General features: G+C 65.5%; 19 protein-coding genes. 8 read left to right on the top strand and 11 right to left on the bottom strand.

The features are described from left to right. Positions 1 to 40: 40 nt before the first annotated feature. Positions 41 to 2,695, bottom strand: coding sequence for a DNA mismatch repair protein MutS (mutS, locus tag AAG591_RS07070; protein ID WP_342531226.1), 2,655 nt, complete (start codon positions 2,693 to 2,695; stop codon positions 41 to 43). Positions 2,696 to 2,879: 184 nt separating this feature from the next. Between mutS and AAG591_RS07075 the strand changes: the two genes are divergently transcribed. Continuing rightward, the gene (locus tag AAG591_RS07075) at positions 2,880 to 5,141 is read left to right on the top strand and encodes an NADP-dependent malic enzyme (RefSeq protein WP_342530389.1); all 2,262 of its coding nucleotides are present in this window, start codon (positions 2,880 to 2,882) and stop codon (positions 5,139 to 5,141) included. Between the two features lie 22 nt (positions 5,142 to 5,163). Here the strand turns inward: AAG591_RS07075 and AAG591_RS07080 are convergent, their stop codons facing one another. The 3 genes from AAG591_RS07080 to trmB form a co-directional block, all read right to left on the bottom strand. Continuing rightward, on the bottom strand, positions 5,164 to 5,847 hold the full coding sequence (locus tag AAG591_RS07080) for an SDR family NAD(P)-dependent oxidoreductase (protein ID WP_342530391.1): 684 nt from the start codon (positions 5,845 to 5,847) through the stop codon (positions 5,164 to 5,166). Between the two features lie 12 nt (positions 5,848 to 5,859). After that, a complete protein-coding gene (locus AAG591_RS07085; RefSeq protein WP_342530392.1) occupies positions 5,860 to 7,227 on the bottom strand; it encodes an NAD-dependent succinate-semialdehyde dehydrogenase in 1,368 nt (455 codons plus the stop codon). 64 nt (positions 7,228 to 7,291) lie between these two features. Beyond that, positions 7,292 to 8,005, bottom strand: coding sequence for a tRNA (guanine(46)-N(7))-methyltransferase TrmB (gene trmB / locus AAG591_RS07090; RefSeq protein ID WP_342530393.1), 714 nt, complete (start codon positions 8,003 to 8,005; stop codon positions 7,292 to 7,294). Positions 8,006 to 8,142: 137 nt separating this feature from the next. Between trmB and AAG591_RS07095 the strand changes: the two genes are divergently transcribed. Then, complete coding sequence (locus tag AAG591_RS07095; protein WP_342530394.1) at positions 8,143 to 8,646, top strand: hypothetical protein; 504 nt, start codon at positions 8,143 to 8,145, stop codon at positions 8,644 to 8,646. Positions 8,647 to 8,679: 33 nt separating this feature from the next. Here AAG591_RS07095 and AAG591_RS07100 read toward each other — a convergent pair whose 3' ends face one another. Together AAG591_RS07100 and ctrA are read right to left on the bottom strand one after the other, a co-directional pair. Further along, positions 8,680 to 10,476, bottom strand: coding sequence for an SLC13 family permease (locus AAG591_RS07100; protein WP_342530395.1), 1,797 nt, complete (start codon positions 10,474 to 10,476; stop codon positions 8,680 to 8,682). A 139-nt stretch (positions 10,477 to 10,615) separates the two neighbouring features. Continuing rightward, positions 10,616 to 11,311: a response regulator transcription factor CtrA gene (gene ctrA / locus AAG591_RS07105; RefSeq protein ID WP_342530396.1), complete on the bottom strand. Its 696-nt coding sequence runs from the start codon at positions 11,309 to 11,311 to the stop codon at positions 10,616 to 10,618. A 213-nt stretch (positions 11,312 to 11,524) separates the two neighbouring features. Between ctrA and AAG591_RS07110 the strand changes: the two genes are divergently transcribed. The 3 genes from AAG591_RS07110 to AAG591_RS07120 all read left to right on the top strand — a co-directional run bounded on the left by AAG591_RS07110 (position 11,525) and on the right by AAG591_RS07120 (position 13,158). After that, positions 11,525 to 11,746, top strand: a complete 222-nt coding sequence (locus tag AAG591_RS07110; protein WP_342530398.1) for a hypothetical protein — start codon at positions 11,525 to 11,527, stop codon at positions 11,744 to 11,746. Between the two features lie 126 nt (positions 11,747 to 11,872). Then, positions 11,873 to 12,595 carry a chorismate mutase gene (locus AAG591_RS07115; protein ID WP_342530399.1) on the top strand — a complete coding sequence of 241 codons (723 nt, stop codon included), beginning with the start codon at positions 11,873 to 11,875 and terminating at the stop codon, positions 12,593 to 12,595. 26 nt (positions 12,596 to 12,621) lie between these two features. Then, entirely contained in the window at positions 12,622 to 13,158 is a 537-nt protein-coding gene (locus tag AAG591_RS07120) for a prephenate dehydratase domain-containing protein (RefSeq protein ID WP_342530401.1), read from the top strand. 3 nt (positions 13,159 to 13,161) lie between these two features. On the opposite strand, the gene rpoN is transcribed toward AAG591_RS07120, so the two are convergent. Together rpoN and lptB are read right to left on the bottom strand one after the other, a co-directional pair. Beyond that, entirely contained in the window at positions 13,162 to 14,646 is a 1,485-nt protein-coding gene (rpoN, locus tag AAG591_RS07125; protein WP_342530402.1) for an RNA polymerase factor sigma-54, read from the bottom strand. 240 nt (positions 14,647 to 14,886) lie between these two features. Then, positions 14,887 to 15,684 carry an LPS export ABC transporter ATP-binding protein gene (gene lptB, locus AAG591_RS07130; protein ID WP_342530403.1) on the bottom strand — a complete coding sequence of 266 codons (798 nt, stop codon included), beginning with the start codon at positions 15,682 to 15,684 and terminating at the stop codon, positions 14,887 to 14,889. A 145-nt stretch (positions 15,685 to 15,829) separates the two neighbouring features. On the opposite strand from lptB, the gene AAG591_RS07135 reads away from it, so the two are divergent. Together AAG591_RS07135 and AAG591_RS07140 are read left to right on the top strand one after the other, a co-directional pair. Beyond that, positions 15,830 to 16,192 carry a hypothetical protein gene (locus AAG591_RS07135; RefSeq protein ID WP_342530404.1) on the top strand — a complete coding sequence of 121 codons (363 nt, stop codon included), beginning with the start codon at positions 15,830 to 15,832 and terminating at the stop codon, positions 16,190 to 16,192. Between the two features lie 78 nt (positions 16,193 to 16,270). Continuing rightward, a complete protein-coding gene (locus AAG591_RS07140) occupies positions 16,271 to 17,662 on the top strand; it encodes a mechanosensitive ion channel domain-containing protein (RefSeq protein WP_342531227.1) in 1,392 nt (463 codons plus the stop codon). Positions 17,663 to 17,827: 165 nt separating this feature from the next. Here the strand turns inward: AAG591_RS07140 and ppa are convergent, their stop codons facing one another. Genes ppa through AAG591_RS07155 form a run of 3 tightly spaced genes read right to left on the bottom strand, consistent with a single transcriptional unit; the run spans position 17,828 to position 21,102 of the window. Continuing rightward, entirely contained in the window at positions 17,828 to 18,358 is a 531-nt protein-coding gene (gene ppa / locus AAG591_RS07145) for an inorganic diphosphatase (protein WP_342530405.1), read from the bottom strand. Positions 18,359 to 18,403: 45 nt separating this feature from the next. Next, positions 18,404 to 19,123 (bottom strand): DUF1345 domain-containing protein, encoded by a 720-nt coding sequence (locus AAG591_RS07150; protein ID WP_342530406.1) that lies wholly within the window; start codon positions 19,121 to 19,123, stop codon positions 18,404 to 18,406. Between the two features lie 26 nt (positions 19,124 to 19,149). Continuing rightward, positions 19,150 to 21,102: a M61 family metallopeptidase gene (locus tag AAG591_RS07155; protein ID WP_342530407.1), complete on the bottom strand. Its 1,953-nt coding sequence runs from the start codon at positions 21,100 to 21,102 to the stop codon at positions 19,150 to 19,152. Positions 21,103 to 21,191: 89 nt separating this feature from the next. On the opposite strand from AAG591_RS07155, the gene hisS reads away from it, so the two are divergent. Continuing rightward, complete coding sequence (gene hisS, locus AAG591_RS07160; RefSeq protein WP_342530409.1) at positions 21,192 to 22,430, top strand: histidine--tRNA ligase; 1,239 nt, start codon at positions 21,192 to 21,194, stop codon at positions 22,428 to 22,430. Positions 22,431 to 22,474 lie beyond the last annotated feature (44 nt).

The following is a 22,474-nucleotide window of genomic DNA, read 5'->3' on the forward strand; positions in this document are numbered from 1 at the left end:
AACCTAGCGGCGCATCGCAAGATGGCAAATCCAGCGAAGGTTAGCTTTCGCCGGCTTCGCGCTTCAGATCGTATAACAGGTCGAGCGCCTCGCGCGGGCTGAGCGCGTCGATATCCAGACCCGAGAGCCGATCGCGCAGCGTGTCGCATTCCTCCTGCTGCGCCTGCGCGGCGGCAGAGAACAGGGGCAGGTCGCCGAGACCCGAGGCAAGCCCGCCGGTTTCCTCTCGGCCCTTCTCAAGCTTCGCCAGAATGGTCGATGCCCGGTCGATCACCGCGCCCGGCACCCCGGCAAGCTTGGCGACCGCGAGCCCGTAGGATCGGTCTGCGGGCCCCTCGGCAACCTCGTGCAGCAGCACCAGATCGCCCCGCCATTCGCGCGCGCGGACGTGGTGGAGCGAGAGCGCATCGCAGCTCTCGGCAAGCCGAGCCAACTCGTGATAATGCGTTGCGAACAGGCAGCGGCTGCGGTTTTTCTCGTGGATCGCCTCGGCCACCGCCCAGGCCAGCGCCAGCCCGTCATAGGTCGATGTGCCGCGCCCGACCTCGTCGAGAATCACGAAGCTGCGGGTCGTCGCCTGCGCCAGGATGGTCGCGGTCTCGACCATCTCGACCATGAAGGTGGAGCGTCCGCGCGCGAGATTGTCGCTCGCGCCGACGCGGCTGAACAGCCTGTCGACCAGCCCGATGCGCGCGGATGTTGCGGGCACATAGCTGCCCGCCTGCGCCAGCAGCACGATCAGCGCATTGGCGCGCAGGAATGTCGATTTACCGCCCATGTTCGGCCCGCCGATCAGCCAAAGGCGTGAGGTGGCGCCGGTTCGGCCTTGCTCGGGCAAGGCCTGCGCCCGGTGCAGCCCGCCGTCAGGCAGATTCAGAACGCAATCATTGGGCACGAAACGCTCGCCCGCCTTGGTCAGCGCAGCCTCGACCACCGGGTGCCGTCCGCCGACGATCTCCAGACACGGCGCGTCCTCGATGACGGGCGCACACCAGTCGCCCTCGGCAGCGCGCTCCGCCAGCGCGGCGGCGACATCGATCCGCGCCAGCGCGTCGGCGGTGCGGGCGATCGCCTCGCGTGCGGTCACCACCGCCTCGACCAGCGCTTCGAAGTGCGCCTCCTCGGCTGCCAGAGCGTGTCCGCCAGCCTCGGCAATGCGGCTCGCCTCTTCATGCAGGTGGACCGAGTTGAAGCGCACTGCGTTCGCCATCGTCTGCCGATGGGTAAAGCCGCTGTCGGGCTTCATCAGCGCATCGCCGTGGCGCGCAGGCACCTCAATGAAATAGCCGAGCACGCCATTATGCTTGATCTTGAGCGCAGAGATCCCGGTCTCCTGCCGATAGCGAGCCTCCATCGCGGCAATCGCGCGGCGCGCATTCCCACTGGTCTCGCGCAGGGCGTCGAGCGCGTGGTCGTAGCCGCTGGCGATATAGCCGCCGCTCTGCCGCTCGGTCGGTGGGGAAGGGACCAGCGCGCGTGACAGCTCGTCGACCAGCGCGCCGTGGCCGGTCAGGTCGGGTAGCAGCGTGTCGAGCAGCGCGGGGCGATCCGGCAGTCGTGAGAGCGAACCGTGCAGATCGCGCGCCTGCGCCAGCCCGTCGCGCACCTGCCCCAGATCGCGCGGGCTCCCGCGATCCGCCACCAGCCGCGCGAGCGCGCGCGCGACATCGGGAATCGCGCGCAAGGCCAGCCGCACATCGCCGCGCAGGATCGGGTCCTCGTGGAAGAAGCGCACCAGCGCGAGCCGCGCCTCGATCTCGGTTTTGCGCGCAAGCGGCGCGGAGAGGTCTTCGGCAAGCAGCCTCGCGCCCGCGCTCGTCACGCAGCGGTCGACCGTACCGAGCAGGCTGCCCGCGCGCTCTCCGCTCTGGGTGGCGGTAATTTCCAGACTCGTCCGGCTCGCCTCGTCGATGGCCATCGTCGCGTCGGTCGCGTTGATGGTCGGCGGCAGGAGGAACGGCATCGTCCCGCGCCCGGCATGTTCGAGATAGGCGAGCAGGCCGCCTGCCGCCGCGAGCATTGCGCGGCCGAAATCCCCGAAGGCGTCGAGCGTGGCGACCTGGTGCAGCTCCTGCAGCCGCTGCCGCCCGCGCTCGCTTGCGAAGTCGGAGGGCGGGCGCAGGGTCGCATCGGCAGGCGCAGGCTCCCAATCCTCTGGCGCAACGATCTCGCGCGCGCCGAGGCGGGAGAGCGCGGTGGCAAGGCCATCGGGGCCGCATTCCTCCAGCTCCAGCCGCCCGGTCGAGATGTCGCAGGCCGCAATGCCGACACTGCCGCGCACCTCGCACACCGCCGCCAGCCGGTTCGCCCGGCGCGGTTCGAGCAATGCGTCCTCTGTCAGCGTGCCTGCGGTGACGAAGCGGATGATCTCGCGCGCGACCAGCACCTTGGACGACGGCTTGCCCTCGGCCTTGGCGCGCGCCTTTGCTTCGTCAGGCGTTTCGACCTGTTCGGCAATCGCGACCCGGTGGCCCGCACGGATCAGCCGCGCGAGGTAGCCGTCCGCCGCATGCACCGGCACGCCGCACATCGGCACCGATTCTCCGCCGCTCTCGCCCCGGCTGGTCAACGCGATATCGAGCACGCCCGCGGCGACCTTCGCATCGTCGAAGAACAGCTCGAAAAAGTCGCCCATGCGATAGAACAGCAGGCACTCGCCGGCCTGCGCCTTCAACGCATGGTACTGTTCCATCATCGGGGTGAGCTTTGCCGTCACGCTGACCGGCCTAGCGATCCGGACCCCGATTCGGGAAGCAAGCGGGTTTCGCCTGTCCCCTGTCGCATTCGCCGAAAGCTGCTTGGCACCACTGGCGGTTTGCGGGCGTTGCCTCTACGGCACCCGCGACATCGGGACGAACGCGGACACGAAAAGGGCGCACATGGCTGACGACAAGAATGCTGACTTCGAGGCACGCGAGGCACTGCTTTATCACGAGGCTGGCCGCCCCGGGAAAATCGAGATCATCGCATCCAAGCCGATGGCGACCCAGCGCGACCTCAGCCTTGCCTATTCGCCCGGCGTCGCATCGCCGGTGCAGGCGATCGCCGACGATCCTGCCAATGCCGCGAAATACACCGCGCGTTCGAACCTCGTCGCCGTCATCTCGAACGGCACCGCCATCCTCGGCATGGGCAATCTCGGCGCGCTCGCCAGCAAGCCGGTGATGGAAGGCAAGGCGGTTCTGTTCAAGCGCTTCGCCGACGTCGATTCGATCGATCTCGAGCTCGATACCGAAGACCCGGACAAGTTCATCGAAGCGGTCGCGCTGATGGAGCCGAGCTTCGGCGGGATCAATCTGGAAGACATCGCCGCGCCCGAATGCTTCATCATCGAACAGGCGCTGCGCGAGCGGATGAACATCCCCGTGATGCACGACGACCAGCACGGCACCGCGATCATCGCCACGGCCGGGCTGATCAACGCCTGTCACCTGACCGGTCGCGATCTCAAGAACGTGCGGATGGTGGTCAACGGCGCGGGGGCGAGTGCGCTCGCCTGTACTGCGCTGATCAAGTCGGTCGGCGTGCCGCACGAAAACGTGATCGTGTGCGACCGTTCCGGCCCGATCTACCCGGGTCGTGCTGATGTCGACCAATGGAAGAGCGCGCACGCGGTCGAAACCGATGCGCGCAGCCTGGAGGAAGCGCTCGAAGGCGCGGATATTTTCCTCGGCCTGTCGGCTGCCGGTGCGCTCAAGCCCGAATGGGTGGAGAAGATGGCGAAGTCGCCGATCATCTTCGCGATGGCCAATCCGGTGCCCGAAATCATGCCGGAGGAAGCCAAGGCGGTGCGCCCCGACGCGATCATCGCGACCGGGCGCAGCGACTATCCCAACCAGGTCAACAACGTGCTCGGCTTCCCCTTCATCTTCCGCGGCGCGCTGGATGTGCGCGCGACCGCGATCAACGAAGAGATGAAGATCGCCGCCGCCGAGGCGATTGCCGGGCTGGCGCGGGAACGCGTGCCCGAAGAGGTCGCCGCGGCCTATGGCAAAAGCCAGAAGTTCGGCACCGATTACATCATTCCCGCGCCGTTCGATCCGCGCCTGATGGAAGTGGTATCCTCAGCCGTCGCGGAAGCGGCGATGAAGTCGGGCGTGGCGCAGTTCCATATCGAGGATATGGATGCATACCGGCTGGCGCTGAAATCGCGTCTCAACCCCACCACATCGGTGCTCACCCGCGTGTACGAGGAAGCCAAGGCCAATCCCAAGCGGGTGGTCTTCGCCGAGGCGGAAGAGGATGTCGCGCTGCGCGCGGCGATCCAGTTCCGCGATTTCGGTTACGGCACGCCGATCCTTGTCGGGCGGACCAAGGCCGTGGCCGACAAGATGCACATGCTCGGCGTGGCGGACACCGGCAGCTTCGAGATCCAGAACTCGGCCGACAGCGAGCACGTGCCCGAAATGGTCGACTTCCTGTACAAGCGGCTCCAGCGCCGCGGCTATACCGAGCGCGACGTGCGCCGGATGGTCAACCAGGACCGCAACGTCTTCGCTTCGCTGCTGGTCGCGCTGGGTCATGGCGATGCGCTGATTTCCGGCCTGACGCGCACCTATGCGCAGACCGCGCGCGAGATCGGCCGCGTGCTCGACCCCAAGCCGGGCGGCATTTCTTTCGGCATTCACATGCTGGTGGGCAAGAACCACACGACCTTCCTCGCCGACACCACGATCAACGAGCGCCCGACTTCGCAGGACCTTGCCCACATCGCGTGCGAGACGGCGGAAGTGGCGCGGCGCATGGGGCACGAGCCACGCGTCGCGTTCCTTTCCTACTCCACCTTCGGCAACCCGCCGGGCAAGTGGCTCGAGAATATCCGCGACGCGGTGCACATCCTCGACGAAAAGCAGCCCGGCTTCGAATACGAAGGCGAGATGGCGCCCGACGCCGCGCTCAACGAAAAGGTGATGGCGCTTTATCCCTTCAGCCGCCTGTCGGGCCCCGCGAACGTGCTGATCATGCCCGGCCTGCAATCGGCCAACCTTTCGGCCAAGCTGCTGCGCGAACTGGGCGGCGATGCGACTATCGGCCCGATGCTGGTGGGCATGGAAAAGCCCGTCCAGATCGTGCCGGTGACCGCCAATGTGCCCGACGTGCTGACGCTGGCGGTGCTGGCCGCAGCCGGAGTGGTCGAATAGCGGAGAGTAGTGGAGCGGTCTCCTAGAAGGGGATCGCCTCTCCCTTGTAGTTCACGAAGCGATAGCCGCCGCCGCCGGCCTTTTCGACCACGTCGGCAAGCCCGGTGCAGCTTTCCCCGACGGTGATGCTCGCGTTCGGCCCGCCCATGTCGGTCTGTACCCAGCCGGGGTGGAGCGAGAGGACTTCGACGTTGCGCTCCTTCGCCTGGTTCTCGGAAATGCCCTTGGCCAGAATGTTCAGCGATACCTTGCTGACGCGGTAGAATTCGTAGCCGCCCGAACTGTCCGCGATGGAGCCCATCAGCGAGGACATGAAGGCCAGCGTACCGCCGTCCTTCAGTAGCGGCAGCAGGGCCTTGCCCACGCGTGCCGGGCCATAGGCATTGGTCTGCATCACATGCGCGATTTCGTCGTCGGTCGCCTGTTCGGCGGACTGATGCGATGCGCCGGTGATCCCGGCGTTGACGATGATCGCGTCGAGCGCGCCTTCGCCGAACTTGCTCGACAGGCCCCGATAGGTGTCGGGCTTGGTCACATCGACGGTGACGATCTCGATGGCGTTGTCATGGTCTCGCGCAGCATCGCGCAAGCCCTCGCTCGGCGAGCGCTCGGTTGCGATGACGTGCCAGCCGCGGCCGGCGAATTCCCTTGTAAGGCCGAGGCCGATGCCGCGCGATGCGCCGATGATGAGGATCTGCTTGCTCATGGTCGTATCTCCTTAGGCCGGGTGGACCAGCGTCTTGAGGTTCATGAATTCGTGCAGGCCGAACTCGGAAAGCTCGCGCCCGTGGCCGGAGCGTTTGATGCCACCGAAGGGCGCTTCGATCTTCGATCCGTTGACCGCGTTGAAAGTGGTCATCCCCGCCTCGATCTTGTTGGCGAAGTGTTCCTGCTCGGTTTCGTCCGTCGTCCACACGGCGGAGCCGAGGCCGTAGGGTATGGCGTTGGCGATCGTGGTCGCCTCGTCGATATCCTTCGCCCTGTAGAGCTGCCCGACGGGGCCGAAAATCTCGTCCGTGCCGGTTTCGCTGGCAAGCGGAACATCGGTCAGCAGACCGGCGGTCATCCACGCGCCGGGTCGGTCGATCTTTTCGCCGCCGAACACCAGCGTGCAGCCTTCGTCCTTCGCCTTGGCGACCTGGTCGAGCACGGTATCGCGCTGGCCTTCGCTCGAAAGCGGGCCAAGCTCGGTATCGTCGTCCATCGGATCGCCCAGCTTTACGTCCTTCAGCGCGGCCACGAAGCGATCGGCGAAGTCGTCGTAGATATCCGCGTGGACGATGGTGCGCTTGCCGCAGATGCACGACTGGCCGTTGTTCTGGATGCGCGCGGTCACCGCGTCCTTCACCGCCTGGTCCATGTCTGCCGAGGGCATGACGATGAACGGGTCGCTGCCGCCCAGTTCGAGCACGACCTTCTTCAGGTACTTGCCCGCCTGCGCGGCAACCGCGCTACCCGCACCCTCGCTACCGGTCAGCGTCGCAGCGACGACGCGCGGGTCCGCGATCACGTCGTTGATCGGGTCGGACGAGACGCACAGGTTCTGGAACAGCCCCTCTGGCCCGCCGGCATCGAGCACCAGTTCCTCCATCCGCTTGGCGACGCCCTGCACGATGCTGGCATGCTTCAGCAGGCCGACATTGCCTGCGAGGATCGTCGGGGCGAGGAAGCGGATCACCTGCCAGTAGGGGAAGTTCCACGGCATCACCGCGAGCACCGGGCCGAGCGGCAGCCAGCGCCCTTCCGCCTTGCCGCCATCGGACAGCTCCCAGAACCGCGATTCGAGCATCGGCGGGCCGTTTTCGGCGAAGTGGTGCAGCAGGTTGGCGCACTTACCGACCTCTGCGCGCGCCTGCGTGATAGGCTTGCCCATCTCGGTAACGGCCAGCCGCGCAAGCTCTTCCTGGTTCGCTTCGTACAGGTCGCCGAGCTTGGCGAGCACCTTGGTCCGCTGGTCGAGCGAGGTCGTCCGCCAGTCGCGGTAAGTACGTGTGGCGGTCTCGAGTTTCCGGTCGATGCCGTTCTGGTCGAGTGTTTCGTATTCGGCGATAGTCTCGCCGGTCGCGGGGTTGGTGGTGGTGATCACGGGGGGTGTCTTTCGGGGTTGCCTATACCCTCTTCAATCGACGCCCCGCCGCACCGTTCCGGGGCTAGCGTCGCCGGAAGCGGAAATACCAGACTTCGTGACCCATCTGCTCGCGCGCCTTCTTCTCGTAGCGGGTCTCGCACCAGCCGGAGGGGCGCTGCTGGAAGCTGGCGGGGCCATCGACCACCCATTGGAACGGCCCAGTTTTGGGATCGGTGAAGCGCCGCATCACCATCAGCGCGTGACGCACATAGACGGGATGGTCGGTGCCGAAGCGGAACTCGCCGCCGGGTTTCAGTTTGTCCGCGATCATCCGCACCGGCCCGTCGTTCATCATCCGCCGCTTGGCATGGCGCGCCTTGGGCCAGGGGTCGGGATGGAGCAGATAGGCCATCGTCAGCGCCCCGTCGGGAATGCGCGAGAGCACGCCCAGCGCGTCGCCATCGTGCAAGCGGACATTGGCGAGCCGCTGTTCCTCGACATGGACCAGCGCCTGCGCGACGCCGTTGAGGAACGGCTCTGCCCCGATGAAGCCGTGGTTGGGCAGCAGGTCGGCGTGATAGGCGAGGTGTTCGCCCCCGCCGAAGCCGATCTCGAAATGCAGCGGGCAATCCTCGCCAAACAGCCTCTCGGCGGTGATCGGGCCTTCTTCGGGCACGGCGATCCTGGGCAGCAGCTCGTCGACCAGCGCCTGCTGGCGCGCGCGCAGCGGCTTGCCGATGCTGCGGCCATAGAGCCGGCTGAGCGTGGTGGGGTCGCCTTCCTTGTGTGCGGTCATGCCCGCGCCGCTAGCCGCTGGGGACTGGGCCTGTCCAGCCGGTGCGAGCAGCAAGGCGCAAGCAGCGTTACGACAATCGATTGCCAAGGCGCTGACCACGGTTTAATTTCTGGCGTTCGACGGAGGAGTGAGGGGCAATGCGTATCGGATATTCGCTGGCGGCGGGCGCGCTCGCTGTGTCTGCAACGACCGCGCCGGTGCCAGCGCACGCGGCCCAATACGGCAAATGGAGCGTCGGCTACGACGACGGTTTGGACATTTGCTACATGCGCGCCAAGTTCGTCGACCCGGGTGCGGACATCACCTTCGAACTGACGATGGACTACGATGGTGACAAGCTGCTCTCGGTCTACGATCCGAGATGGACGATGCCGCAACAGTCCACGACCATGGAAATCTGGTTCACCCGCGACTGGAAACGCAGTGCCGACGTCACGCGTAGGGGACTTCTGCATAGCGAAGGCGGCAAGACCCACCTCGACGTCATGCTGGACGCGAGCGACCTCACACGCCTGGGGCAGACCGACTGGATCATCATCCGCCCCGCTGACGGGGGGCTTTTCGTCCAGTATAATCTTGGCGAGACGAAGCCTGCCATCGACGCGCTGTGGAGCTGCGATGAGGAGTGGGACGATTGGTAGGGGCGGTGAGCGCCAGCCACCCGCTTGCGCTGCTCAACCGAAGAAGGCGTAGATCGCGAAGCTGACGGCGATGCCGACGCAGATATTCATCGGCACCCCGATCTTCACGAAGTCGGCGAAGCGATAGTTGGCCGCACCATACACCAGCGTGTTCGTCTGATATCCGATCGGGGTCGCGAAGCTGGCGCTCGCACCGAACATCACCGCCACGATCAGCGGCCGCGGATCGACGCCAGTGGATTGCGCCAGCCCGATTGCCAGCGGCGCCATGATCACCGCGATCGCGTTATTGGTGATCACCTCGGTCAGCAGGCTGGTGACGCCGTACACCAGCAGGATCAGCACCAGCAGCGAGCTCGACGCCAGATGCGGCTGGAGCGTTCCGACGATCAGTTCGATCGAGCCTGCATTGTCGAGCCCCTTGCCGAACGCGAGCATCCCGAAAATGAGCACCAGCGTGTTTCCGTCGAGGCTGGCCCATGCATCGCTCGGCTCGATACAGCGCGTGGCGAGCACCAGGGCGACCCCGCCAACCGCCATCGCCTCGATCGGCAGGTCGAACAGCGCCGCGCCGATGACCACCGCCGCCAGCGTCGCGACGGCGATCGGGGCCTTGTGACGACGGAAGGACTGCGCGGTGGTCACGCCCACATTGGTCAGCTGGACATTGCCCTGCAGCGCCTGCGCGGCTCCCGCACCAGCGGCAATCAGCAGCCGGTCGCCCGCGCGCACGCGCACGTCGGCAAGGTTGGGCCCGGCGACATGACGCGGGCGCGACAGGCCGAGCACGCGGACGTTGAGACGCGAAAGGAGCGGGATTTCGGCGAGCCGCTGGCCGACCACCGGGTGCGCGCCGGACACCACCGCCTCGACATAGCGCAGATCGGCCGGCCGCGCGGCGCGCGCTGTGGGCACACCCCCGCCAAGGCCCACCAGCCCGGTGCGAAAATCGGCCGCTTCGGCGAGCGAGGTGATCTCCTCGGGGCTCGCGCTGGCAATCAGCTGGTCGTTGGGGGCGAGTACGAATTCGCCCAGGTCCTTGCGATGAATCTCGCTACCGCGCTGGATCGCGACGATCTTCACCCCGGGGCGGCGCGCGATATTGGTGTCGGCCAGCTTGCGCCCGATCAGGCTGCTGTCTTCCATCAGCGTCAGATGGGTCAGGTAGATATCGCTTTCACGTGCCGCGTCTTCGATGCGCGGTCCACGCTTGGGCAGCAGGAACGGGCCGAGGATCAGCAGCACTGCCATGCCCGCGAGCACGCCGACCGCACCGACTGCGGTAATCTCGAAGATGCCGAAGGCCGGCTGCCCGCGCTGCTGCGCAACCCCGTCTACCAGCAGGTTGGTCGAGGTACCGATCAGCGTCAGCGTGCCGCCAAGGATCGCGAAGTAGGACAGCGGGATCAGCAGCCGGGTTACCGCCACGCCGAGCACCTGGGCCAGCTTGCGGAACACCGGGATCATCACGATCACCACCGGCGTGTTGTTCATGAAGGCCGAGGCCAGGATCGTGCCGAGCGCGATTTCGCCCGTGGCAAGGCGCGGACGGCGCGTGGTCCGGCGAACGACCCAGCCCGATATCTCCTCCAGCGCGCCGGTCCTCAGCAGCGCACCCGTAAGGATGAACATGGCGGCGATGGTGATCGGTGCGGAGTTGGAGAAGGTCGCAAGCATTTCCTGCGGCGAGAGATAGCCCAGCGCGAGCATGATCGCGCCGGCGACCACGGCGATGACCACGGGCGGCCGCTGCTCGAGGACGAAGGCGAGGAATGCGCCAATCAGCAGCACGAGCCCGATCTGGGCCGAGTATTCCGATAGAATGGACATTTGGTCTGGCTGCTAATCCCGAAATCTTCCGCGAATTCGCAGAAGGCCGGGCTGTTTCCAAGCGAATTCGGTCAATGCCCCAAATGCGAAAGGCCCGGAGCACTGCCCCGGGCCTTTTGGTTAGTCGCTGAAAACCGTGTCAGGCGGCGGCGCTTTCCTCCGAAGGATCGCGGAGTACGTAGCCGCGGCCCCACACCGTTTCGATGTAATTCTCGCCATCGCAGGCATGGCTGAGCTTCTTGCGCAGCTTGCAGATGAACACGTCGATGATCTTGAGCTCGGGCTCGTCCATCCCGCCATACAGGTGGTTGAGGAACATTTCCTTGGTCAGCGTGGTGCCCTTGCGCAAGCTAAGCAGTTCGAGCATCGCGTATTCCTTGCCGGTCAGGTGGACGCGGGCACCATCCACCTCGACGGTCTTCGCGTCGAGGTTCACCGCCAGCTTGCCGGTGCGGATGACCGACTGGCTGTGGCCCTTGGAACGGCGCACAACCGCGTGGATGCGCGCGACCAGCTCTTCGCGGTGGAACGGCTTGGTCACGTAATCGTCGGCACCGAAGCCGAAGCTGCGGATCTTGGAGTCCATCTCGGCAATGCCCGAAAGGATCAGCACGGGCGTCTGCACCTTGGCGACGCGCAGCTTCTTGAGCACGTCGTAGCCGTGCATATCCGGCAGGTTCAGGTCGAGCAGGATGATATCGTAATCGTACAGCTTGCCCAGATCGAGGCCTTCCTCGCCGAGATCGGTCGAGTAGACGTTGAATCCTTCGGTGGTAAGCATAAGCTCGATGGCCTTGGCCGTGGTCGGCTCGTCCTCGATCAGCAATACGCGCATGGGTCGCCCCCTTTGCCCAGTGGATGTGCTGCATTCCCCGTTGGTTACGGGTTGCGTTTCATTAACCACACAAGGTCTGAACGGAAAAGGTTAACATCGCGTAAAGCGATTCAAACGGCGCCCGGGCGCGACGAAGCGGGGCGAATATGAGTCGAACTGTGGCTGCTGTGTGCTGTCACCCGATTGCCACAGCAGACCATCCGGCGAAATCGGGTGGTTGCGCAATCGCGCTTAGGGCGTTATTTCGTTACGCTGCAAGCGCGCGAGGCTGCGCTTTCATTACTCACCATGCCTCAGGAGCGAATCATCATGACCAAGCATCGGGATATTGCAATCCCCGCTTCGGCCCCAGTTTCGATCATCGCGCCCACCGGCGCATACGCTTCCTATTATTATTACTATTATTTCGGTTCGTTTAACGGCCGGTACGCCTGAGCGGCGTATCGGAACCCGCGTAGGCCGCACGCGACAAGCGGCCACCATCCTCCCACATCGACGAGACCAGAGCCGCGCCGCCAGACGAGCTGTGCGCAGGCCACGAACCGAAAGCGAATATCCGACATGACCACTGCCAACACCAATGCTCGCGCCATCGACGCCCTGCGAGAAGAGATCGACACGCTCGACCAGGAACTGCTGGCGCTGATGGAAAAGCGGCTCGACCTCGCCGCCGCCATCGCCGCCGCCAAGTCCGACGACAGCAAGACCGAAGACGCGAACGAACTGCTCCTGCGCCCCGCGCGCGAGGCGAGCGTGATCGACCGGCTCGGCACGCTGACCCGCCGAATTCCGGACGCGAGCATCGCGGCGATCTGGCGCGAACTGATGGCGATCAACCTGCAGGCGCAGCGCCCGATCGAAATCGCGCTCAACGCCTCGCGCCACCCTGCCAGGATGCACCTGATGGCACGCGCACGCTTCGGCACGATCATCCCGATCCGCGAAATGGCGTCACCCGAGGCGGCGCTGGACAAGGCGCGTACGGGCAAGGCCATCGCCCTGATCGAAATCGGCGAAGGCGATTGGTGGTCCGGGCTTCGCGACGATCCGGAACTGGCAATCATCGACGGACTGCTCGGCGAAGGCGGACGCGGTTCCGCCTTGGCGGTCGGCCGCCTCTCGCCCGACCGGCTGGGCGAGGATCGCAGCTTCGCGGTGCTCGAACAGGCAGAGCTTGCCGCGCGGCTTGGCCGGGGCGAAGCGGTCTGCCCGATTGCCGTATCGGGTAGTCTGAACCTGTGCGTGATCGAGCGGGTTGCCCCGCTGTCGCGCGCCGCCGCCTGACCCGCACACGATCCGGATAACAGACGATGCGCATTGCGTATGGCGGGCACCCCGGTGCCTTCGGTGAACTCGCGTGCCTTGGCCGCTTCCCAGATGACGAGCCGATCGGCTTCGATACTTTCCGAATGGCGTGCGACGCGCTGGTCGGCGGCGATTGCGACCGGGCGGTCATCCCGTTCGAGAATTCGATTGCGGGCGCGGTACCGGGAGTGGAGGCACTGATCGCCTCTCTGCCGGTCACGCGGATTGATGTGCATCCGCAGCCGGTGGTGTTCCACTGCCTCGCCATACCCGGCGCGCGGCTCGATCAAATCGAGGTCGTGGCGAGCCATCCGATGGCGCTGGCGGAATGCCGGCATTTTCTTTCCCGCCTCGGGGTGAGGGAGGAAGAGGCGGGCGACACAGCCGGGGCGGCGAGCGAGGTCGCCGCAGCCGGGTCGCTCACCCGTGCGGCCCTCGCCTCGACCAGGGCCGCCGAGCTTTACAGACTCGAAGTGCTGGCAGCGGACGTTCAGGACAGCGCCGACAACGTCACGTATTTTGCGGTTCTCGAGCGCGCGTAAAGCTTACCCGATCGCGGCGAGTTTCTTCGCGCGGCGGCGCTGCACGCTCGATCCGATGCCCATCGCCTCGCGATATTTGGCGACCGTGCGCCGGGCGATGTCGAACCCTTCTGCCTTGAGCAGATCGACCAGCTTGTCGTCGGAGAGGATTGCCTTGGGGTCTTCGGCGTCGGTCAGCGCCTTGATCCGCGCCTTGACCGCTTCGGCACTCGCGCCTTCGCCGTCCTCTCCACCGCCGACCCCGCTGGTGAAGAAGTATTTGAGGTCGAAGGTGCCGCGCGGGCAGTGCAGGAACTTGTTGCTGGTCACGCGGCTGACCGTGCTTTCGTGCATCTCGATCTTTTCGGCCACCTGCTTCAGCGTCAGCGGCCGCAAATGGCTGACCCCGTGGAGGAAGAAGCCCTGCTGCTGGGTGACGATCTCGCTCGCCACCGCAAGGATGGTCTTCTGCCGCTGGTCGAGCGCACGGATCAGCCAGCGCGCATCCTCCAGCTTTTCCTTCAGCCAGGCGCGGCTGGTGCGGTCGCGGCAACCATCGCGCAGTTCGACCAGGTAGGGGCGATTGACCACGAGGCGCGGCAGCGTCGCTTCGTTGAGCGCGATCCGCCAGCCCCCGTCGGTGGCGGGCGAGATCAGGATGTCGGGCACGACCGCGCTGCCCCCCTGTTCACCGAAGGTCAGGCCGGGGCGCGGATCGTAGCCGCGCAATTCGGCGAGCATCTCGGCGAAGTCCTCGGCATCGACGTTGCATAATTTCTGGAGACGGGCGACTTCGCCGCGCGCGACCAGTTCCAGATTGTCGATCAGCCGCGCCATGCACGGGTCGTAGCGGTCCGCCTCGCGCGCCTGGATCGCGAGGCATTCGGCGAGGTTGCGCGCGCCGACCCCCGCGGGGTCGAGCGTCTGGACGAGCTCCAGCGCACGCTCGGCTTCGGCAAGCGGAATGCCGAGCGTATCGGCAATTTCGCGCAGCGGCTCGCCCAGGTAGCCCGCCTCGTCGAGCCGTTCGATGATCGCGCGGGCAATGAAAATCTCGCGATCGTCGCGCCCCGCCGCGCCGACCTGTGCGTGCAGGTATTCCGACAGCGACAGCGCAGCCCCGCCATGCTGGTCGATCCCCAGGCCTTCGTCTTCACCGCCGAAGCCATCCGCAGCGCCCCAGCTGCCGTCGCCGGTATCGCGGTCGATCTCCATCTCGGCGGCAGAAAGGTCGGTCGGGGCGTCGCTTTCGGCGGCACCCTCTGCGATCAGCGTATCGGACTCGCGCTCTTCGCGTGGGGTTTCGGGCGCATCGCCGTCGTCCGATCCGCTGCGTTCGGCACGCGGAATTTCGCCCATTTCGAGCAGCGGGTTGGCCTCCAGCGCATCGCCGATGAAGGTTTCGATTTCGAGATTGGACAGCGTCAGCAGCTTGATCGCCTGCTGCAGCTGCGGCGTCATCACCAGCGATTGCGACTGGCGCAGGTCGAGGCGCGGGGCGAGTGACATTAGGTATGGCGTCCGTTCGGGCTCGGCTTGCGCCGATCCCTGCGCCCGGTACCGGCCCGCGTCTTCGTGGCGTCTATTCGGGCTCGGCTTGCGCCGATCCCTGCGCCCGGCACCGGCCCACACCCCCGCCCGGCCACCCATTCAGGATACATTCGTGGGTGGCCGGGCGAGGGTGTGGGGCGGTGCCGAACCTGGCTGCCGGCATTTCCTCTCGCGATACGATCGCAAGGGGCCAGCAAATCAAAGAGTAAAGTTCTCGCCAAGGTAGAGCCTGCGCACGTTCTCGTCTGCCACCAGATCCTGCGGGGTGCCCGCGAAGAGGACCTGTCCCCCGTAGATGATACAGGCTCGGTCTACGATATCGAGCGTTTCCCGAACGTTATGATCGGTTATCAGAACGCCGATCCCCCGATCCTTGAGGTCGCATACCAGATCGCGGATGTCGCTGATCGAGAGCGGGTCGATCCCTGCAAAAGGTTCGTCGAGCAGCATGATCGAAGGGTTGGCGGCCAGCGCGCGGGCGATTTCGCAGCGGCGCCGCTCGCCGCCCGAAAGCGCCATCGCGGGCGCGCTGCGCAGGCGGGTGAGGCCGAATTCGTCGAGCAGCCGCTCCAGCCCCTCGCGCCGGGCATCACGGTCGGGCTCTGCCAGTTCGAGCACGGTGGCGATGTTCTGTTCCACGGTCAGCCCGCGGAAAATGCTGGTTTCCTGCGGCAGATAGCCGAGACCCAGGACCGCGCGGCGATACATCGGCAGGCCGGTCACATCCTCGCCATCCATCAGGATGCGGCCGCTATCGGGCTTCACCAGCCCCATGATCGAATAGAAACAGGTCGTCTTGCCTGCGCCGTTGGGCCCCAGCAGGCCCAGGACTTCGCCCTTGCCCACCGACAGCGAAATGTCGGTCAGAACGGCGCGCTTGTCGTAGCTTTTCGCGATCGAAACGACTTCCAGCCCGCCCTGCGGGAGGGGCGGCGCTGCGTTCGCCTCCGTCTCGGCGTGGCTTTGCGCAATGTCTGTGGGGTCGATCTCGGCCATGGTTGTGTGCCTAGCAGATGGGGAGCGTGGCGAAAGTGACAATGGCTGCGACGTAAAGGAATCGGGCGATGATGCCTTGCGGTCTTGAGCCTGCGGGGTGCCCGGCGTATCGAGGGCCCGGCAGGGGGCTGCAAGAGGAGCCGGGATGAACACCTTCGACACCAACACCGACGAGACCGCGCACGAGGTCGACTGGAAGGCCTCGATCAGCGACAATATCGCGTGGGCCCTGCTGGTCACGACTGCGCTGCTGATCTTCATCACCATGCCCAAGATGAAGCACGCGTTCGAAGGGATCACCGCCTATCTGCTGCTGGTTGTGATGGTTGGCGGGTTCATTCCTGTGCTGCGGTTTTTCGAGCATCGCTGGACCCGGCTGGACGATACCAGGGCGCACGATCCGTCGCTGCGCGGTGCCTTCAGGCTCGATCAGGCGGCTCTCTGGCTGCTGACCGCGGGTGTTCCATTGCTGCTCGCACTGGTTTTCGCGCTGGCCTTCCCCGACTGAGGGAGACACCGAAGCTCTTCGACAGGGCTCAATTTGGCAGGGCTCAATTTGGGGCGCAAAGAGGGGGGCTTCGATGTGATGCTGCGAATTCTGGCTGCGCTTGCGCTTGCGTGCCTGGGCCTTGCGGGCGCGACCGCGCCCCTCCACGCTGCCTTGCCCGGCCTCGGGGGCGAGCCGGCATCCGACTCTACCGCTGCTCCGGGCGAACCCTCGGGCGCGCTCGACGATCGGCGCGATCCGGCAAGCGACCAGCGCATTGCCGAGCGGCTCAGCGGCATTTACGGCCAGGTTGACGAATTTTCCGATATTGATGTCTCCGTCTCCGAAGGCGTGGTCCGGCTGACAGGCTCCGCGCCGACGCAGGACGCGATCGACCGGGCGGGCGCGATCGCATCGCGCTTCGATGTGGTGACGGTGCAGAACGACGTCGCACGCGATACCTCGCTCAGCAACACGGCCAATATCGTGACCGCGCTGTTCGACCGGTTGCGCGAAGCGGGCAAGATGCTCCCGGTGATCGGGGTCGCCGCGCTGATCGGTCTTGCGATCCTGCTGGTCGGCTATCTGATCGCCTCGCTGAAGTTCGTCTGGCGCATCTTCACACCCAACAGCTTCCTAGCGGATCTGGTGGCGAGCGCGATCCGTTTCGCCTCGATCATCTTTGCGCTGGTCATCGCGCTCGACATCATCGGCGCGACCGCCTTGCTCGGCGCGGTACTGGGCGGCGCGGGCGTGATCGGCATCGCGCTGGGCTTTGCGATGCGCGATATGGTGGAAAACTACGTCGCCTCGCTGATGCTGTCGCTGCGCCAGCCGTTTCGCGCGAACGACCTCGTGAAGATCGACGATCAGGAGGGGCGCGTGGTCCGCCTGACCAGCCGCGCGACCGTGCTGATGACGCTGGAAGGCAACCACCTGCGCATTCCCAACAGCACGGTGTTCAAGGCGGTGATCGTCAACTTCACCCGCAATCCGCAGCGCCGCTTCGATTTCACGCTCGGCGTCGATCCGGACGACGATGCCACCGCCGCCGCCGAGCTGGGGCGCGAGACGCTGGCGCAGCTGCCCTTCGTGCTCGCCGACCCGGCACCCGAGGCGCGGATCGTGGAGGTCGGCGATTCCTCGGTCGTGGTGCGCTTCCTCGGCTGGGTCGATCAGCGCGAAGCCGACTGGTACAAGGCGCAGAGCGTGGCGATCCCGACGGTGAAGACCGCGCTGGAAACAGCCGGCTTCGGCCTGCCCGAACCGATCTACCGCCTGCGGTTCGACCCGCGCTCGGCCAGCCTGCCGTTCGAGAACATCGCCGACCGCGACGGCGTGGAATGGCGGGCAAAGAAGCCGAAACCCGATGCCGAGGCACCCACCGCCGACGTCACTCCGCGCAACGAGATCGACGACATGGTCGAAGAAGAGCGGGAGAAGACGCCGAAGAAAGGCGACCTGCTCGACCATCGACGGCCGGTGGAATGATATGAACTGAAATCCTCCCCGTTTTCGCCGCAGGCGCACGGGGGGAGGTGGCAGTCGCCGTCAGGCGGCTGACGGAGGGGCTTGGAAGGCAAAACCCCTCCACCACGCTGCGCGCGGTCCCCCTCCCCTCTTGTCCCTGCGGGAAAAGCGGGGAGGATTTTTGGCTCAGCCCTTCTCGTACCGCTCGATCGCTTCGAGCACGATCCGCTTGGCTTCGGCCGCGTCGCCCCATTCGCCGACGCGGACCCACTTTTCGGCTTCCAGATCCTTGTAATGGGTGAAGAAGTGCTCGATCTGCTGGAAGATGATGCTCGGCAGGTCCTTCGTCTCGGCAACGTCCGAGTAATAGGGGAAGGTCGTGTCGATCGGCACGCAGATCAGCTTTTCATCGCCGCCATGCTCGTCTTCAAGGTTGAGCACGCCGATCGGGCGCGCACGCACCACGCAGCCCGCGATGAAGGGGCTGCGCGCGATCACCAGCGCGTCGAGCGGGTCGCCATCGGGCGAGAGCGTGTGCGGCACGAAGCCGTAGTTCGCGGGGTAGCGCATCGGCGTATGGAGGATACGGTCGACGAACAGCGCGCCCGATTCCTTGTCGAACTCGTATTTCACGGGCTCGCCGCCGGTCGGAACCTCGATGATGACGTTGAGGCTTTCGGGCGGGTTGTCGCCCGTGGGGATCTTGTCGATGCGCATGACGCGCGCCCTTAACGACAGCGATGCTGCACTGCAACTACCGCGTTACGATCCGCCCAGAGTATTTATCGTGAACGCGATCACGCCGATGTTGAACACGAACGCGGCGAAGCAGTGCATCAGGCTGACAACGCGGATGCGGCTGCTGGTGATGCCGACGTCGCTGGTCTGGAAGGTCATGCCCAGCGTGAAGGCGAAGTAGGCGAAATCGCGGTAATCGGGCGCGGGCGTACCGGGGAAGTCCAGACCGCCCCGGTCGCCCGGCGCGTTACGGTCTGCGCCATCGGCCCCGCGTGCACCATGAACTTCGCTCGCCGAAGTGTAGAATGCGTGCGCGTAGTGCAGCGTGTAGACGCTGTTCGCGAACAGCCAGATCAGCAGCAGCGTGCCGACCAGCTTGATGATCGCAGGCCACTCGCCCTTGCTGGCCCCCGCCAGCTCGCCGGTGATCGCCGCCATCACCACCAGCGTCAGCAGGCTGCTCAGCGCGAGCACCAGCAGGCGGTTGGCATCGTTGGCAGCGGCATGGTGGCGCATCGATTCCGCCGAGTGACTGCGCAGCATCGGCGCGAGCGAGGCGAGGAAGACGAGCGCGCCCGCATCGAAGGCGATGGCGACCCCATCGCGCCAGTCCTGCACCGGCATGGTCGCGCGGGCAATCGCATAGGCCCCGGCCAGCACCGCAAGAAAGACGAGGAAACGCGCGGGTGCCAGCCGATTTCCGATACCCACCGGCAGCCTTTCCGAAGCGATTTCGTCAGTCATGCGGCGCCCGGCCGCCAGCCATGGCGTCACTCCCCGGCGCGCGGTTCCAGGAACCTGTCGAGCGGCTGTTCACCCTCGCCGACCGGCTCCAGCCACGGGTAGCGCAGGCCGCCGTGGTAATCGATCGCGACCGTGCGGTAGGTGTCTCCCCGCTTGACCAGCAGTTCGATCGGTTCCTTGCCGTCCTTGGCAGCGGTGATCGCGTCCTTGATCGCATCGCTCGAATATTCGATGCCGTTGACCGCGACGATGGTGTTGCCGTTGACGATGCCTGCGTTGAAGGCAGGGCCGTCCCACAAGGTGCCGCTCACCTTGCCATCGCTGCCGAGGTTCACGCCAAGCGAGTAGAACAGGTTGAGGTACTTGTAGTTGCCCATCCGGCCCTTGTCGTAGCTGTTCGCTTCGTCCTTCCAGACCAGCTTGTAACCGGCCATCTCGATCCCGCGCAGCGGCGCGGGCTGATCGGGTTCGAGCAGGCGAGTGGTCAGGAAATCGGCCCAGTCGTAAGGATAGACGCCGTTCAGCGTGTCGACGACTTCGTCGAAATCGTAGGTCAGCTGGCCCCAGTCGCCATCGTTCATCCCGAAGAAGGCCTTGGCGAAATCGTCCAGCCCCTTCGCCCCGTCGGTGCCCTTGCGGATGATCTGGTCGGCTTCGAGCCAGGTCAGCGCACCTTCGACGTAATAGTCCTCGCTGCGCGACAGCGAGGAATAGGGCACCGGCCGGCGCGCGTTGATAATCGGGTCGTTGGTGGTGTCCGCGACCGAGCGGTATGCGCGGCCCGGCTGCCCTTCCGCGTAATTGGCTGCATAGCCCGCAAAGGCATCGAGGAAGGTCTGCTTCTTCTGCAGGCCGCTGCGCGCGGCGAGCACCCAGCCCCACAGCTGCGTTTGCCCTTCGTAGAGCCACAGCAGCGAATCCTGCATCGGCGTGCGATAGTCGGGGGTCCACAGGTCCGCCGGGCGGCGATACTTGCCGTTCCAGCTATGCACCAGTTCGTGGCTGACGACGTTGTGATCCCAGTCCATTGCGTCCCAGTCGATCAGCGCGGTGGGTTCGTACTGGTTTTCCGCCGAACGCTGATGCTCCAGCCCGATGCCGCCCATCCGGTCGGTCAGCGCGAGCAGGATGTCGTAGTGATCGAAATGCCGTGCGCCGAACAGCGCATCGGCCTCGTCGATCAGCCGTTCGAAGCGGGCGAGATTTTCAGGGGCGAGCTCCAGGTACTTGGCCTTGTCCGCCACCGCATCGAGCCGCACGTCGTCGTCCAGCTGCCACTGCTGCGCATACTTGCCCGCGAAGATCGGCGAATCGACCAGCGTTTCGTAGTCGACCGTCTGCCAGGTCACCGTGTCGTTTTTCCGGGCCTGCCCGTCGAGCGCGGTGAACACGCGCCAGCCCGCGGGAACCTTCACCGTCGGCTTCACCGCGATCCGGCGCACGTAATGCCCGGCGGGGTAGAAGCTCATCTTTTCCCACTGCAGGTTGAGCATTTCCTGCGTCATGGTGATCCGCCCCTCGCTGCCGGTGACAGGCGAGGTGTGGACGAATTCGGCCTTCACCGCCTTGGTGCCTGCAGGCACATCGACGATCAGCTCGTACACGTCGAGCGGGTTGCGCTTCCATTCCAGCACCTTGCCGCCTGCGGTGAAGCGGATGCCGCTGATGAGGTTGATCGGCCCGCGCGCGGCATGGTTGCCGGGCAGCCATTCGGGAAACAGCAGGTGCAGCTCGCGCATGTCGGCGGTGACGGGGATGGTCTGCGTCACGCTGTAGACGCCGCGTGCGGTATCGGTCGCGTCGATATCCAGCGCAATCGTGCCGCCCGGCCACGGCGTGTCGGCGGGCAGCGGCGTCGTGTCGGCCAGCTGTTCCTGCACCGGGGCAGTGTTGCCGGCAGGGCGTATGTCGCTTTGCGCGATCGCGGGCGTGGCAATGACGAGGGGGAGGAGGGCGGCGCCGAGGAGGAGTGTCTTCATGGGGGCACGTCATGCGATGAATGGCGCGCGGGTGCAATAATGTATCCCGCTTTCGTTTATGCGGCCCGCACGCTAAGCGCTCGCCCATCATGGCAAAGACAAAGACGCCGCAGGCAATCCGCGGCACGCAGGACATTTTCGGGGCCGAGGCAGAGGCGTTCGCCTTCGTGGTCGAAACCTTCGAACGGGTGCGCAGGCTCTACCGCTTCCGCCGCGCGGAAATGCCCGTGTTCGAAAAGACCGAGGTGTTCGCCCGCTCGATCGGCGAGACGACCGATATCGTTTCCAAGGAAATGTACTCCTTCGAGGATCGCGGCGGGGAATCGCTCACCCTGCGGCCCGAATTCACGGCGGGAATCGCGCGTGCGTACCTGACGAACGGCTGGCAGCAGCACGCGCCGGTGAAGCTGGCAACCCACGGCCCGCTGTTCCGTTACGAGCGCCCGCAGAAGGGCCGCTACCGCCAGTTCCACCAGATCGACGCCGAGATTATCGGTGCGGCAGAGCCTCAGGCCGATGTCGAGCTGCTCGCGATGGCCGACCAGGTGATCCGCGAGCTGAGGATAGAGGGCGTGACGCTCCACCTCAACACGTTGGGCGACGGCGATTCTCGCGAGGCATGGCGCGCTGCGCTGGTCGAACACTTCCGCAGCGTGAAGGACGAGCTGAGCGAGGAATCGCAGGAGCGGCTGGAGAAGAACCCGCTGCGGATTCTGGACAGCAAGGACCGCCGCGATCAGCGCTTCGTGGCGGATGCGCCCAAGATCGATGCGTATCTTTCAGACGATGCACGGGCATTCTTTGATGCCGTAACCAGCGGGCTCGATGCCGCAGGCGTGAAGTGGAAGCGCGCCGAAAGCCTCGTGCGCGGACTCGACTACTACCGCCACACCGCGTTCGAGTTCATCCCCGACGAAGGCTCGGCGGCGGCAGACGCGCTGGGTTCGCAGAGCACGATCCTCGGCGGCGGGCGCTACGACGGGCTGATCGAGAGCCTTGGCGGGCCCGCGACGCCTGCGGTCGGCTGGGCTGCGGGGATCGAGCGGTTGGCTATGCTGGTGGGGGAGAAGGGTGAGGAGCCTGCTGAGGCCATCATCGTGGTGGAAGACACCAGCGACGTCGCGCTGGATCGGGCTAGCAGGGCGCTCGCGTCCTTACGCACCGCCGGGTTGAGCGCTGAGATGATTGCGAGCGGGTCGCCCCGCAAGCGTTACGACAAGGCGGTCAAACGCTCGCCTAAAGCGATCGTAAGCTTCCGCGAGGATGGGCATGGGATCAGTGGGAATGATGCGGCGCATCCCGACCTTGAGCGGATCTTGGGTTTTTAGGCATCTCGTCACCCCGGACTTGATCCGGGGTGGTGCTTCTTCCT

The sequence above is a fragment of the Citromicrobium bathyomarinum genome, assembly GCF_038594485.1.
In the GTDB taxonomy this organism is placed as follows: Bacteria; Pseudomonadota; Alphaproteobacteria; order Sphingomonadales; family Sphingomonadaceae; genus Alteriqipengyuania; species Alteriqipengyuania bathyomarina_A.

What these genes read in the sequence shown, in the direction of transcription:
- mutS (WP_342531226.1), bottom strand. Translation starts at nt 2,695, where the DNA reads ATGATGGAACAGTACCATGCGTTGAAGGCGCAGGCCGGCGAGTGCCTG.
- AAG591_RS07075 (WP_342530389.1), top strand. Translation starts at nt 2,880, where the DNA reads ATGGCTGACGACAAGAATGCTGACTTCGAGGCACGCGAGGCACTGCTT.
- AAG591_RS07080 (WP_342530391.1), bottom strand. Translation starts at nt 5,847, where the DNA reads ATGAGCAAGCAGATCCTCATCATCGGCGCATCGCGCGGCATCGGCCTC.
- trmB (WP_342530393.1), bottom strand. Translation starts at nt 8,005, where the DNA reads ATGACCGCACACAAGGAAGGCGACCCCACCACGCTCAGCCGGCTCTAT.
- AAG591_RS07095 (WP_342530394.1), top strand. Translation starts at nt 8,143, where the DNA reads ATGCGTATCGGATATTCGCTGGCGGCGGGCGCGCTCGCTGTGTCTGCA.
- AAG591_RS07100 (WP_342530395.1), bottom strand. Translation starts at nt 10,476, where the DNA reads ATGTCCATTCTATCGGAATACTCGGCCCAGATCGGGCTCGTGCTGCTG.
- ctrA (WP_342530396.1), bottom strand. Translation starts at nt 11,311, where the DNA reads ATGCGCGTATTGCTGATCGAGGACGAGCCGACCACGGCCAAGGCCATC.
- AAG591_RS07115 (WP_342530399.1), top strand. Translation starts at nt 11,873, where the DNA reads ATGACCACTGCCAACACCAATGCTCGCGCCATCGACGCCCTGCGAGAA.
- AAG591_RS07120 (WP_342530401.1), top strand. Translation starts at nt 12,622, where the DNA reads ATGCGCATTGCGTATGGCGGGCACCCCGGTGCCTTCGGTGAACTCGCG.
- rpoN (WP_342530402.1), bottom strand. Translation starts at nt 14,646, where the DNA reads ATGTCACTCGCCCCGCGCCTCGACCTGCGCCAGTCGCAATCGCTGGTG.
- lptB (WP_342530403.1), bottom strand. Translation starts at nt 15,684, where the DNA reads ATGGCCGAGATCGACCCCACAGACATTGCGCAAAGCCACGCCGAGACG.
- AAG591_RS07135 (WP_342530404.1), top strand. Translation starts at nt 15,830, where the DNA reads ATGAACACCTTCGACACCAACACCGACGAGACCGCGCACGAGGTCGAC.
- AAG591_RS07140 (WP_342531227.1), top strand. Translation starts at nt 16,271, where the DNA reads ATGCTGCGAATTCTGGCTGCGCTTGCGCTTGCGTGCCTGGGCCTTGCG.
- ppa (WP_342530405.1), bottom strand. Translation starts at nt 18,358, where the DNA reads ATGCGCATCGACAAGATCCCCACGGGCGACAACCCGCCCGAAAGCCTC.
- AAG591_RS07150 (WP_342530406.1), bottom strand. Translation starts at nt 19,123, where the DNA reads ATGACTGACGAAATCGCTTCGGAAAGGCTGCCGGTGGGTATCGGAAAT.
- AAG591_RS07155 (WP_342530407.1), bottom strand. Translation starts at nt 21,102, where the DNA reads ATGAAGACACTCCTCCTCGGCGCCGCCCTCCTCCCCCTCGTCATTGCC.
- hisS (WP_342530409.1), top strand. Translation starts at nt 21,192, where the DNA reads ATGGCAAAGACAAAGACGCCGCAGGCAATCCGCGGCACGCAGGACATT.